The sequence below is a fragment of the Klebsiella sp. C283 genome (assembly GCF_048822555.1).
GTDB classification, from domain to species: Bacteria; Pseudomonadota; Gammaproteobacteria; order Enterobacterales; family Enterobacteriaceae; genus Klebsiella; species Klebsiella quasipneumoniae.
In genome coordinates, this window is record NZ_JBMEZS010000005.1 from 43,405 (window position 1) to 55,943 (window position 12,539).

A 12,539-nucleotide genomic window follows, 5' to 3' on the forward strand; every position below is an offset into this window, starting at 1 on the left:
CCCCCCACGACATCTCGCGCCCCCCCTTACACACTCCGGCCGCGTCAGCGGCCGGAGGGATAGATTTACTCCTTGTCAGAATAGGCGTCCAGCATGGCAAAGACCGCCCACCGCGCCGCATCGTCTGCAATATTGTCAGGCAGCGCATCAGCCCGCAGATTGACATAAGCGTCGGCAGCCCTTCGGATGGCAATCCAGACAGAGTGACGATCGTGCGTTGCCAGAGTGGAAGTCAGCAGGCCATCGGGATCAATGCCGAGGGCTTCTATTCGGCGAACCCCGCGTTGCGGTAGATTGGCGCGACGGAACAGCATCGGTCCCAGCACTTGTTCGCGGAAGAAGGACAGCATCCCCAGCGCTTCGAAGAGTTCGCCCCGGCCCAGTTTAACCCCGGCATAATGCAGCCAGATCCAGGCTCGGGACTCAAACCACTCCGGCGTCATGTTCGGCCAGTAAGCGCTAAATTTTGCCAGCTGGCGCTTGAGAGCATCGCTATCACGGGTAAATAGCACGGCAGGCTCCTCAACGCGCTGAGTGAGCATGTCCAGGGTGATAAATTTGAGATCGACATGCAGAAGTTGCGGGCCAAACAGACAGATCAGCAGGCGAGGCTCGCCGACGTGTTCCCCGGTGAAAGCATGTAGCAGATGGCCGAGGGTTCCGGCGAACGCCATACGCTGAGCCATGATTTCGTCATAATAGAGAGGGTCGACCACCACCACGAAATCGAGATCGGAGTATTGATCAAACCCGCCATGGATAAACGAGCCGCCGGCGAGAAGGGCGAGGATCCGCGGGTCAGACTGTAATTTAAGCTTCAGTTGCTCTGCAAAACTTCTGTGTAAATCGGGGAGCGTATTAAACATACTTTTTCCTGTTCACAAAAAAGACAAAGCATTACAGAATATCGAGTGATTGATCGGCAGACCAGATATTTCTACAGGAGCCCTGCGCTCCCATGAGGGGCTCCCGAAACGATAATCCCCTCAAACCACCTCGCTCATCCACTCAGCAAACGCCCGCACGGCGGGAGAGAGAAAGCGCTGGTGCGGATAGAGCAAAGTGACGGGTACCGGGGGCGGCTGCCAGTCCGCCAGCACTTCCACCAGCCTCCCCTCCCGCAGGTGGTCAGCCACGATATTCTCCGCCAGCTGCGCCAGCCCAAATCCTGCCAGGCACATTTTTATATAAAGCCCCGTTTCATTCACCGCGGCGGTGCCGCTGACGGGTACAGAAAAAGTCTCGCCGTGGCGAAGGAAGCGGAACTCATCGGCCCGCCTCGCCTGGCCGGAGAAATAATGCACGGCCCGGTGCTGAGAGAGCGCCTCCGGTGATGGCGGCACGCCATATTCCCTGAGATAGTCCGGTGACCCGCAGGTGACCCAGCGAAAGCGGCCCAGAGGCCGGGCCACCAGGCTGGAGTTGTTCAGCTCTCCCGTGCGTATCACGCAGTCGACGCCTTCCTGAATGAGATCGACCTGCCGATCGCTGACCCCGATCATCAGGTAGATATCAGGGTAACGTCGGTAAAAGTCTTGCAGATGGGGCATGACGATGAAATGCGCGATGCCCGCGGGCATATCAACCCGCAGGCGCCCCTGAGGCCGCGCGACAGACTCGCTCAGGCTGGATTCGCTATGTTCGATGAGGGCGAGAATTCCCCGGCACTGCGCCAGATACTGCATCCCTTCCGGAGTCAGGCTCACCCGCCTTGTGGTCCGGTTCAACAGTCGCACCTTCAGGTATTTCTCAAGGTTTTTAATGGTACTGGTGACAGTGGAGGCCGGCAGGGAAAGGGTTTCCGCGGCACGCACGAAGCTCCCTGCCTCCGCGACGCGCATAAACATCTGCATAGCCTGGATACGATCCACCTTCTTTCTCCCCTGTAGCGAGCAGCCTACCGACAGGCGGCATGATTATTCGTTGATTATGAATAATGAAAACAATTTACGCATCTTTTTGCGCTTAATCGCCTGGCGTATCGTTGCGCTGTGGATATCGCGTGAGGGGCCAAAGATGACCATGCCCTCAATAAATATCCATAGAATCAACACGTTAAATAACACGCATAAAGGAAAAATAATGTCCGTTCAGCCTGTCGAATTACGTAAGGCGTATCGTTTATTGCAGGTCGGGTCCACCACCATGATTTCCGCAAAATATGATGGCGTCGAAAATGTCATGTCAGCCGCCTGGGTTGGGCTGGCAGGCGAGCGAAAAGTGGTGGCCTATATCGGCCCCCAGGCCTTCACTCGTCAGCTGGTGGAAAAGAGCGGCTATTTCGTCGTGCAGATCCCCGTAGTCAGCCAGATGGCAACCGTCCTCTACGCTGGCGGGCGCAGCTATGCCGACGCGCCGGATAAAAATGACACTATCCCCTTCTTTTATCAGCCGGGGTTCGATCTCCCCCTTGTCGCCGGCTGCGCGGGCTGGCTGGTGTGCAAAGTGATGCCTTACCCGGACATCCAGCAACAGCACAATCTGTTTATGGGCGACATCGTCGCCGCCTGGAGCGATGACCGGGTATTCCGCAACGGACACTGGATCTTTGATGATGCGCCGGACGAGCTGCGGACCGTTCACTATGTCGCAGGCGGGCAGTTCTATGCCATCGGCAAAGGCAGCAAATTCGATCATGGACCGGGTAAGGACTGACCCTCCCCGGTCATGAGCATCACTGACGAGATGTCTGCGCGGCAGAGCGGCTGATACTCCGGCGCCAGACGCCGGGCGCCTGGCCAAACTGGCGCTTGAAGCTGCGGTTGAAGGACTGCTGGGAGTCAAAGCCGAGGGCGATCGCCACGTTGAGGATCGGCTCGTTGCTGTGGGCTAAGCGTTCGACCGATTTTTGCAGCTTTTGCGCCCGGATATACTCCCCGAGGGGGTGCCCGGTATGTTCTTTGAAGATCCGCTGCAGGTGCCACTTCGAATAGCCGGCTCGCCGGGCAACGGTATCAATATCCAGACGGCTATCAAGATGGTTGTCGATCCAGTCGATCAGATCCTGAATGATGGCGCCAGTGTTCATCATATTTCCCCCTCGCGGCCGGTTAAAAGCATCTTTAGCAGTTGCATTAAAAGGTGGCCTGGTTTTACACAAAATGCAAGTTTTATTGTTGCATTTAAAACCCTGCCAGGATCGCGCCTTTTTTCTCCGGTGAGGATCGCACATAAAGTGCAACAATTATTCTTGCACTTAGTTAAGCGCCTTCCTACAATCGCCGCGATAGTGTATTCGAAATTGTTACAATTTTGTGGCGATGATCGACACAAATGGCCTTAAGCCAGCCCGGACAAAGGAAGTGGCGCAGCCTCTCAGGCTGCGTCTTGCCCGGCGGCTACAATGACTGGAATAAAAATAATGAGCCTGCAAAAAACCTGGGGAAACATTCACCGGACCGCGCTCGGCGCGATGATGCTCTCCTTTCTGCTCGTCGGCTGCGACGACAGCGTCGCGCAAAACGCCGCGCCGCCCGCGCCGGCCGTCAGCGCCGCTAAGGTGTTGGTGAAGTCGATCAGTCAGTGGGATAGTTTCAACGGTCGCATTGAAGCGGTGGAGAGCGTTCAGCTCCGTCCCCGCGTCTCGGGATATATAGATAAAGTGAATTATACCGACGGCCAGGAGGTGAAAAAGGGCCAGGTGCTGTTCACGATAGACGACAGAACCTATCGCGCCGCGCTGGAGCAGGCGCAGGCGACGCTGGCGAGAGCCAAAACGCAGGCCAGCCTGGCGCAAAGCGAGGCGAACCGCACCGATAAATTAGTCCATACCAACCTCGTCTCCCGTGAAGAGTGGGAGCAGCGCCGGTCAGCCGCGGTACAGGCGCAGGCCGATATTCGCGCCGCGCAGGCGGCGGTGGATGCCGCGCAGCTTAACCTCGACTTCACCAAAGTGACCGCCCCTATCGACGGCCGCGCCAGCCGCGCGCTGATCACCAGCGGCAACCTGGTCACGGCGGGCGACACCGCCAGCGTGCTCACCACCCTGGTCTCGCAGAAGACGGTGTACGTCTACTTTGACGTCGACGAGTCAACCTACCTCCACTATCAAAATCTCGCCCGCCGCGGGCAAGGCGCGTCCAGCGATAATCAGGCGCTCCCGGTGGAGATTGGCCTGGTTGGCGAAGAGGGCTACCCCCATCAGGGCAAAGTGGATTTTCTCGATAATCAGTTAACACCGAGCACCGGCACCATCCGCATGCGCGCCCTGCTGGATAACTCGCAGCGGCTGTTCACGCCGGGTCTGTTTGCCCGCGTGCGTCTGCCGGGCAGCGCGGCGTTCCAGGCTACGCTTATCGACGACAAAGCGGTGCTCACCGATCAGGATCGTAAATATGTCTATATCGTTGATAAAGATGGCAAAGCGCAGCGACGTGATATCACGCCGGGGCGGCTGGCCGACGGTTTACGCGTCGTGAAGCAGGGTCTGAAGCCTGGGGATAGCGTCATCGTCGACGGCTTACAAAAAGTGTTTATGCCGGGTATGCCGGTTAACGCCAAAACCGTTGCCATGACCCCCAGCGCCGCCCTCAACTGATCCCTAATCAGAGAATCCAAGACATGGACTTTTCCCGCTTTTTTATCGACAGGCCAATTTTCGCCGCGGTGCTGTCGATTTTAATTTTTATCACCGGGTTAATCGCCATCCCGCTGCTGCCGGTGAGCGAATATCCTGACGTCGTTCCCCCCAGCGTGCAGGTGCGCGCGGAGTATCCCGGCGCCAACCCGAAAGTGATTGCCGAGACCGTGGCGACGCCGCTGGAGGAAGCGATCAACGGCGTTGAAAACATGATGTACATGAAATCGGTCGCCGGCTCCGACGGCGTGCTGGTGACCACCGTGACCTTCCGCCCGGGTACCGACCCGGATCAGGCGCAGGTTCAGGTGCAGAACCGGGTCGCGCAGGCGGAGGCGCGTCTGCCGGAGGATGTGCGCCGTCTGGGGATCACCACCCAGAAACAGTCCCCGACGCTGACCCTGGTGGTGCATCTGTTTTCGCCAAACGGTAAGTACGACTCGCTGTATATGCGCAACTACGCCACGCTGAAGGTGAAGGATGAGCTGGCGCGCCTGCCCGGCGTCGGCCAGATCCAGATATTTGGTTCCGGCGAATATGCGATGCGCGTCTGGTTGGATCCCAATAAGGTGGCGGCGCGCGGGCTGACCGCCTCGGACGTGGTCACGGCGATGCAGGAGCAAAACGTCCAGGTCTCCGCCGGGCAGCTTGGCGCCGAGCCGCTGCCGCAGGAGAGCGACTTCCTGATCTCCATTAACGCCCAGGGCCGTCTGCATACCGAAGAAGAGTTTGGCAATATCATTCTGAAAACAGCGCAGGACGGCTCGCTGGTCCGCCTGCGCGACGTGGCGCGCATCGAGATGGGTTCCGGTAGCTATGCGCTGCGCTCCCAGCTCAACAACAAGGACGCGGTCGGGATCGGTATCTTCCAGTCCCCGGGGGCTAACGCCATCGATTTGTCGAACGCCGTGCGCGCCAAAATGGCCGAGCTGGCCACCCGCTTCCCGGAAGATATGAAGTGGGCGGCGCCGTACGACCCGACGGTGTTCGTGCGCGACTCCATCCGCGCGGTGGTGCAGACGCTGCTGGAGGCGGTGGTGCTGGTGGTGCTGGTGGTGATCCTGTTCCTGCAGACCTGGCGCGCGTCGATTATCCCGTTGATCGCGGTGCCGGTATCGGTGGTCGGTACCTTCAGCATTCTCTATCTGCTGGGCTTCTCGCTGAATACCCTGAGCCTGTTCGGGCTGGTACTGGCGATTGGTATCGTGGTGGATGACGCCATCGTGGTGGTGGAAAACGTCGAGCGCAATATCGAAGAGGGGCTTGCGCCGCTTGCCGCGGCGCATCAGGCGATGCGAGAGGTCTCCGGGCCGATTATCGCTATTGCGCTGGTGCTGTGCGCGGTGTTCGTGCCGATGGCGTTTCTCTCGGGCGTGACCGGTCAGTTCTACAAGCAGTTTGCGGTGACCATCGCCATCTCCACGGTGATCTCGGCCATCAACTCGCTGACGCTCTCCCCGGCGCTGGCGGCCCTGCTGTTAAAGCCGCACGGCGCGAAAAAAGACCTCCCTACCCGGCTGATCGATCGTCTGTTCGGCTGGATTTTCCGTCCGTTTAACCGCTTTTTCCTGCGCAGTTCGAACGGCTATCAGGGGCTGGTGAGTAAAACCCTCGGCCGCCGTGGCGCGGTGTTTGTGGTGTACCTGCTGCTGCTCTGCGCCGCAGGGGTGATGTTTAAAGTCGTCCCCGGCGGGTTTATTCCCACCCAGGACAAACTGTACCTGATTGGCGGCGTGAAGATGCCGGAAGGTTCGTCGCTGGCGCGCACCGATGCAGTGATCCGCAAAATGAGCGAGATCGGGATGAATACCGAAGGGGTCGATTATGCGGTCGCCTTCCCCGGTCTTAACGCGCTGCAGTTCACCAACACGCCGAATACCGGGACGGTCTTTTTTGGCCTGAAACCGTTCGACCAGCGCAAACACTCGGCGGCGGAAATCAACGCGGAGATCAACGCCAAAATTGCGCAAATCCAGCAGGGATTTGGCTTCTCCATCCTGCCGCCGCCGATTTTAGGATTGGGTCAGGGCTCCGGCTACTCCCTTTACATCCAGGATCGCGGTGGGCTGGGCTATGGCGCGCTGCAAAGCGCGGTGAATGCCATGTCCGGGACGATTATGCAGACGCCGGGGATGCACTTCCCGATCTCGACCTACCAGGCTAACGTGCCGCAGCTGGATGTCCAGGTCGATCGCGATAAGGCGAAAGCGCAGGGGGTATCGCTGACCGATCTGTTCGGCACGCTGCAGACCTATCTCGGCTCGTCTTATGTCAATGACTTTAACCAGTTCGGGCGTACCTGGCGCGTGATGGCCCAGGCTGACGGGCCGTACCGCGAGAGCGTGGAAGATATCGCCAATCTGCGCACCCGCAATAATCAGGGCGAAATGGTGCCGATCGGCAGTATGGTGAATATCAGTACCACCTACGGGCCGGATCCAGTGATCCGCTACAACGGTTATCCGGCGGCGGACCTGATTGGCGATGCCGATCCGCGCGTCCTCTCCTCCTCGCAGGCGATGACGCTGCTGGATGCCATGTCTAAACAGGTGTTGCCGAATGGGATGAATATTGAGTGGACGGATCTGAGCTTCCAGCAAGCCACCCAGGGCAATACGGCGCTGATCGTCTTCCCGGTGGCGGTGCTGCTGGCGTTCCTCGTGCTGGCGGCGCTGTATGAAAGCTGGACCCTGCCGCTGGCGGTGATCCTTATCGTGCCGATGACGATGCTCTCCGCGCTGTTTGGCGTCTGGCTGACCGGGGGCGATAACAACGTCTTCGTGCAGGTGGGGCTGGTGGTCCTGATGGGCCTGGCCTGTAAAAACGCCATTCTGATCGTCGAGTTTGCCCGCGAGCTGGAGATTCAGGGCAAAGGCATCATGGAAGCCGCGCTGGAGGCGTGCCGCCTGCGACTGCGCCCGATTGTCATGACCTCCATCGCCTTTATCGCCGGGACCATTCCGCTGATCCTCGGCCACGGCGCAGGGGCGGAAGTCCGCGGCGTCACCGGGATCACGGTGTTCTCCGGGATGCTGGGGGTGACGCTGTTCGGTCTGTTCCTGACGCCGGTGTTTTACGTGACGCTACGGAAACTGGTGACCCGCAGTAAGCCGGTCGAGGAGGATCTGCCCGCCTAGCCTGCGGCAAATAACAAAAAACCGTCTTCAAGCTGAAGGCGGTTTTTTTTCGTCAGGACCAGGATTAATGCGCTTTTTTAAAGCGGGCGATCATTTCCGGTACCGGGTCGCAGCCGCTGGTATCGGCGTTTTTAAGCGCCTCCAGCGCGCTGGCCACGGTATGGCGAGCGAGGACGTTTAGCGAAGCCTGCTCCGCTTCGTCAGCGACCGATTTGAAGTACCAGCAGGCGTTGGCGCTGACCACGCAGCGGGCCGGGACGTCAGGGCGCGACGCCCACAGTTTTTTATCTTCGATAACGGAAAGATAGATATCACGCAGAGTGATTTTGTCCGCCGGGCGGCCAAGATGAATAGAGCCGTTGCGGCCAAGCGTGGAGACAATGATGCCGTCACGGGTGAGCGGAACCATTAATTTGCGGATAAAGCTCGGGTTGGCTTCCAGGCCGTAGGCCAGAATCGCACTCGTCGAACGTTCACCCATCTGCTCCGCCATTGCTACGCTGAGAACCATCTGCAAAGCTGTCGGGAAGCGGTAATCTAACATGGTATTGTCCTGGGTTGCGGTGAATCTTGTTCTTTTTGGCACCGCAGAGGTGAGTAATCAATGAACAACAATATAACAAATACGGGAATTTTTTTGAAGCAATCTGCGGTTAGCCTGCGAAGTAAATTTTCCTATTTCGTCTGCACAGGCGGGCTGGGAAACCGCGCTCTTCCGAAGCGGTTTGACTGGACGGCAATCTCCTCAGCGCTGCCCGGTGGCTGCCCGGTGGTATAGAAATCCGCTGCCATAACGGCAGCGGATCTGCGGGAGGTTACGCCGTTAACTCCAGCTCGGTTTCAAAGGTGGTCACCGGCACAAACGGCAGATAGGAGATCCGCAGCCTCTCGGCCACCTTCAGGCGATGCCAGCCGGCCGGCAGGCCGCCGGGTTTGAGCACCGTGATGGTCGCCTTTTCACCGAAGTTCCACCGGTCGTCGTAGACGCTCTCCAGCTCGTCGAGCGTCCACTCCCGGCCGCGCAGCGCCAGGCGGATCGCCTGCCGCGGGATGGCTTCGCCGTTGAGGGTCACGGCAATATCTTCCACCATCGACAGACCCAGACCGCGGTAGTAAGGCAGACGGGCCAAAAAGCGCACGCCGATAATTTCCCCGTCGCGGGTGACGTTGCCGAAACCTTCGCGGCAGATAATATGCTGATCAAACATGATAATGCTCCTTACTGACCCAGCAGCGCCGGGGGTGGGGTTTCATCTAACAGGCGACAGAACATCAGCTGCTGGCGGCGGACCTGCTCCAGGCTGTCCACCTCCTGCGCATCTTCCACCCAGCGGTTGCCTTCATACTCGGAGCACACATACCCCTCATAGCCGCCCTTCTGCAGCACGCGGAAGATCTCATCGTAGGGAATTGACCATTCGCTTATCTCGTCGGTCATTTCGTAGAATTTGGCATGAATGTTGTGGATCCGCGGCATAAAATCGAGCATCCGCTTCGGCTCGAACGCCGCGTTGTGGCGCAGCGTTTCCGCCATCGCCAGCTGCGGGCCCGGCCCCCATTTTTGCATCACATCCAGGATCACGTATTCGCTGAGCGTCCGCTCCTCATAGGCTTTCTCGATAAAATCCGCCGCCGCCTGCGGGCAACCATTACGAATAAAGCGCTCTTTCCACACCCGCGGGAAGCGGGCTAAAAACATCCCCATATCCGGCAGGAAGCCCAGCGCCCGGGTGTTGGCTTTTTCATAGGCTTCGGCATGGCGAATAATCCACGGATGGTCGAAATGCAGCGGGGCGTGCACCTCCAGCAGAATGGTGATCCCTTTGTCTTCCGCATAAGGCGCCGCCGCCACCAGCACCTCCGGCGCCACGGAAACCAGAGAGCGGATAAAGCGCATGCCCAGCCGGGCGGCAAAATCGATGTCGTTTTGCACGCTGCGCACCTGCTCGTCAAACGGCATCGGCCGGTCTTTATAGCGTTTATAGTCGAGCATAAAGTCATGGCACACCGGCACCGTGTCATGGCGCTGCATCAGACGGTGCCAGTCGGCGATCGCCGCCTCCGGCATGCCGCACTCCGGCCAGCCGGCGAAGGTCTGTTCGCCGACGACTTCAATGCCGCGGGCGCCGAACGCCGCGCAGTGACCGATCGCCTGATCGAGGGACATCTTGCCGAGATAGGTCTCATTCTGAAAGCTGTACAGACTGACGCCGCGTTTTATTTTCTGAGTCATAAAAGTACCAGGTAAGTTGGTTAACAGGATAAGCCGGTCGCTTCGCGGGCGCGGGCCACCGAGGCCGCTGCGGGCAGCGACGGTTTATACTCCAGGCCAATGGCCCCGTTGTAGCCCAGGCGTTGCAGCCGGGCGATCACTTCTGGCCACTCGCCGCTGCGCGGATCCGGTTCGTTACGTTCCGGCGCCTGCGCTATCTGCACGTGTCCCACCCGGTGCATTCTGCCGCCGAGCACCTCCTCCATCTCCTCTTCCATCACCAGCGAGTGATAGACGTCAAACAGCAGCTGCAGCCGCGGGCTGTCGACCGCCTCGATAATGTCCAGCGCCAGCCGGGTGTCGTTTAAGAACATCCCCGGATGATCGATGCGGGTGTTGAGCGGCTCCAGCAGCAGAGTGACCCCGGCGGCTTCCGCCAGCGTCGCCGCCTGGCGCAGGATGTGGATCGCCTGCGCCTGCTGTTCGGCGATCGCCACCCCTTCGCGGCTGAAGCCGGAGGCCACCACCAGCGGCGGCGACCCCAGCTGGCGCGAGGCCGCCAGGCTGTCGCTCACTGCCGCCAGAAACTGCTCATGCTCCGCCGGATCCACCAGGCTGCGCCGGGGCTCCACCACGAAGCTCGACAGCCTCACGCCGGTCTCCTCCAGCGCCTGCGCCAGCGCCGTCAGCGGTTTATCACGCCAGAGATGAAACTCAACGTGGCTGAATCCCTGCGCTTTCGCCGCCCGGACCCGATCGCTGAAATCGGGATACTCTTCACGAAACAGCCATTCAATACATGCGGACAAATACATCCGACCCCCTTCTCTACTTGCCAGATCAAAACAAACAAAATTAGAATAAGAATTCTTATTCTGTTTCGGAGCGGCAGTGTGACGCCTTCCCTTCTGGCTTCGCGGTCAACAGCAGGATCTGACGCGGCATAACCAGAATGAGTGCTCTAATTCTAATCTCTGGTTGCTATAAATTGTCAATATTATTTAACAAGTTTTTAACCAAATCTGAAGGTACATCATGCTCAATAACGCTTCGGCGGCCGCGGTTCAGGCGCCTCCCTATACCAGCGAGCGGCAGCGCACGCTGGCCACGCTGGTGGTTTCGATAGCGCTGGTGCTGGAGATCATCGACGTCTCGATCATTAATGTCGCCATCCCGGTGGTACAGCGGGATCTGCTCGCCAGCCCGCGGCAAATTGAATGGGTGGTCACCGGCTACCTGTTCTTTTTCTCCATTCTGCTGCTCACCGGCGGTCGGCTCGGCGATCTGTATGGCTACCGGCGGCTGTTTATCAGCGGACTGCTGGCGTTTGGCGCTGCGTCGGCCGGCTGCGGGCTGGCCGCCAGCCCGGAGATGCTGGTGGCGATGCGTATTGCGCAGGGGGCCAGCGGGGCGATGATGGGCCCGCAAATCCTCTCCCTGATGCAGGTTCTGTATCGCCCGCACGAACGTTTCCGGGTGATGAGTATTTTCGGCCTGCTCGGCGGCGCCGCCGGGATCCTCGGCCCGGTGCTCGGCGGGATCATCATCGAAAGCAATATTTTCGGCCTCAGCTGGCGGCCGATCTTTTTGATCAACGTGCCAGTGATCGTCGTCGCCGTGATACTGGCCTGGCGGGCGCTGCCGGCGGTGCGCAGCCCGGCGGCCAAAGGTATCGATCCGCTGGGTACCCTGCTGGCGGTGGTGGGCGGCGGCGCGCTGCTGCTCACTCTGATCGAAGGCCCCGCCCTGCGCTGGCCGCTATGGATGGCGCTGCCGCCGCTGCTGTCGCTCATCACGGTGGCCCTCCTCTGGCGTCATCTGCTGGGCCGTGAACGCCGGGGCGGCACGCTGTTGTTACCCCCCGCGGTGCTGCGCGACCGCTTCTTTCGCGCCGGGATCGTCATCACCCTGCTCTATCAACTGACCACCGCCTCGCTGCTGCTGGCCACCGCGCTGGTGCTGCAGAGCGGGCTGGGCTTCAGCCCGTTCCATACCGCCCTGCTGCACATCCCCTTCGCCCTCGGGGCGATGTTTTCCATCGCCGTCGCCGGCCGCCGGCTATCGCCTCGTCTTGGGCGTAACGTGACGCTGGTCGGGGTGGCCGTGCAGATGAGCGGCCTGCTGCTGATGGGCTACGGGATCGCCGCGGCGCCGGGGACGCTGCTGCTGACCGCGCTGGGTCTCGGGTTCGGCCTGTGCGGCTGTGGGATGGGGCTTATCTCCGCCCCGCTGCCGGCCTTTGCCATGGCGGCGATCCCGGTGGCCCACGCCGGCGCGGCGTCGGGATTATTTCGCACCGGCCAGCAGTTTGGCGCCGCCCTCGGCATGGCGACCCTTGGCGGTTTCTATCTGGCGCAAAGCGCCTCCGCGCCGGACGCCTGGCGCGGGGCATTTATCACCCTGCTGACCCTTGGCGCCCTGATCCTGCTGGCGATTGCCGCCCTCAGCCGCCTGCTGCCCGTCTCGGTGCTTCCCCCGCCAGGGAAGCCATGACCTATCGCGTCCGGCAATGGCTGCTATCATGAGGAACCATTTATCAGGACGCACAAAGCTGTAGTACCTATTTTCTGTACACCTGCAACGGGCATGCGCCCGGAGAACAACAAAGGCAAGG

At 59.9% G+C, this 12,539-nt stretch carries 11 protein-coding genes; 4 read left to right on the forward strand and 7 right to left on the reverse strand.

All coding sequences use genetic code 11. The features are described 5' to 3' along the window. Positions 1-65: 65 nt before the first annotated feature. Positions 66-866: a hypothetical protein gene (locus tag ACOI7Z_RS10850; RefSeq protein WP_087849581.1), complete on the reverse strand. Its 801-nt coding sequence runs from the start codon at positions 864-866 to the stop codon at positions 66-68. Between the two features lie 120 nt (positions 867-986). Then, entirely contained in the window at positions 987-1,871 is an 885-nt protein-coding gene (locus ACOI7Z_RS10855) for a LysR family transcriptional regulator (RefSeq protein WP_087849582.1), read from the reverse strand. A 211-nt stretch (positions 1,872-2,082) separates the two neighbouring features. On the opposite strand from ACOI7Z_RS10855, the gene ACOI7Z_RS10860 reads away from it, so the two are divergent. Next, complete coding sequence (locus ACOI7Z_RS10860; RefSeq protein WP_044524415.1) at positions 2,083-2,655, forward strand: flavin reductase family protein; 573 nt, start codon at positions 2,083-2,085, stop codon at positions 2,653-2,655. A gap of 19 nt (positions 2,656-2,674) precedes the next feature. On the opposite strand, the gene ACOI7Z_RS10865 is transcribed toward ACOI7Z_RS10860, so the two are convergent. Further along, on the reverse strand, positions 2,675-3,028 hold the full coding sequence (locus tag ACOI7Z_RS10865) for a helix-turn-helix domain-containing protein (protein ID WP_032429203.1): 354 nt from the start codon (positions 3,026-3,028) through the stop codon (positions 2,675-2,677). Positions 3,029-3,361: 333 nt separating this feature from the next. Between ACOI7Z_RS10865 and oqxA the strand changes: the two genes are divergently transcribed. Beyond that, positions 3,362-4,537: a multidrug efflux RND transporter periplasmic adaptor subunit OqxA gene (gene oqxA / locus ACOI7Z_RS10870; protein WP_087849583.1), complete on the forward strand. Its 1,176-nt coding sequence runs from the start codon at positions 3,362-3,364 to the stop codon at positions 4,535-4,537. Between the two features lie 23 nt (positions 4,538-4,560). Then, on the forward strand, positions 4,561-7,713 hold the full coding sequence (gene oqxB, locus ACOI7Z_RS10875; protein WP_044524417.1) for a multidrug efflux RND transporter permease subunit OqxB: 3,153 nt from the start codon (positions 4,561-4,563) through the stop codon (positions 7,711-7,713). A gap of 64 nt (positions 7,714-7,777) precedes the next feature. On the opposite strand, the gene ACOI7Z_RS10880 is transcribed toward oqxB, so the two are convergent. The 4 genes from ACOI7Z_RS10880 to ACOI7Z_RS10895 all read right to left on the reverse strand — a co-directional run bounded on the left by ACOI7Z_RS10880 (position 7,778) and on the right by ACOI7Z_RS10895 (position 10,740). Next, positions 7,778-8,257, reverse strand: a complete 480-nt coding sequence (locus tag ACOI7Z_RS10880; RefSeq protein ID WP_023290703.1) for an RrF2 family transcriptional regulator — start codon at positions 8,255-8,257, stop codon at positions 7,778-7,780. 271 nt (positions 8,258-8,528) lie between these two features. Further along, positions 8,529-8,921 (reverse strand): C-glycoside deglycosidase beta subunit domain-containing protein, encoded by a 393-nt coding sequence (locus ACOI7Z_RS10885; RefSeq protein WP_050533619.1) that lies wholly within the window; start codon positions 8,919-8,921, stop codon positions 8,529-8,531. 11 nt (positions 8,922-8,932) lie between these two features. Next, entirely contained in the window at positions 8,933-9,946 is a 1,014-nt protein-coding gene (locus ACOI7Z_RS10890; protein WP_023290705.1) for a sugar phosphate isomerase/epimerase family protein, read from the reverse strand. Positions 9,947-9,966: 20 nt separating this feature from the next. Further along, on the reverse strand, positions 9,967-10,740 hold the full coding sequence (locus ACOI7Z_RS10895; RefSeq protein WP_049013850.1) for a TIM barrel protein: 774 nt from the start codon (positions 10,738-10,740) through the stop codon (positions 9,967-9,969). A 220-nt stretch (positions 10,741-10,960) separates the two neighbouring features. On the opposite strand from ACOI7Z_RS10895, the gene ACOI7Z_RS10900 reads away from it, so the two are divergent. Then, complete coding sequence (locus ACOI7Z_RS10900; RefSeq protein WP_087849584.1) at positions 10,961-12,418, forward strand: MFS transporter; 1,458 nt, start codon at positions 10,961-10,963, stop codon at positions 12,416-12,418. The last annotated feature ends 121 nt before the right edge of the window (positions 12,419-12,539 follow it).

Coding starts and splice junctions, on each gene's coding strand:
- ACOI7Z_RS10865 (WP_032429203.1), bottom strand. CDS start 3,028: ATGAACACTGGCGCCATCATTCAGGATCTGATCGACTGGATCGACAAC.
- ACOI7Z_RS10895 (WP_049013850.1), bottom strand. CDS start 10,740: ATGTATTTGTCCGCATGTATTGAATGGCTGTTTCGTGAAGAGTATCCC.
- ACOI7Z_RS10890 (WP_023290705.1), bottom strand. CDS start 9,946: ATGACTCAGAAAATAAAACGCGGCGTCAGTCTGTACAGCTTTCAGAAT.
- ACOI7Z_RS10850 (WP_087849581.1), bottom strand. CDS start 866: ATGTTTAATACGCTCCCCGATTTACACAGAAGTTTTGCAGAGCAACTG.
- ACOI7Z_RS10860 (WP_044524415.1), top strand. CDS start 2,083: ATGTCCGTTCAGCCTGTCGAATTACGTAAGGCGTATCGTTTATTGCAG.
- oqxB (WP_044524417.1), top strand. CDS start 4,561: ATGGACTTTTCCCGCTTTTTTATCGACAGGCCAATTTTCGCCGCGGTG.
- ACOI7Z_RS10885 (WP_050533619.1), bottom strand. CDS start 8,921: ATGTTTGATCAGCATATTATCTGCCGCGAAGGTTTCGGCAACGTCACC.
- ACOI7Z_RS10900 (WP_087849584.1), top strand. CDS start 10,961: ATGCTCAATAACGCTTCGGCGGCCGCGGTTCAGGCGCCTCCCTATACC.
- ACOI7Z_RS10880 (WP_023290703.1), bottom strand. CDS start 8,257: ATGTTAGATTACCGCTTCCCGACAGCTTTGCAGATGGTTCTCAGCGTA.
- oqxA (WP_087849583.1), top strand. CDS start 3,362: ATGAGCCTGCAAAAAACCTGGGGAAACATTCACCGGACCGCGCTCGGC.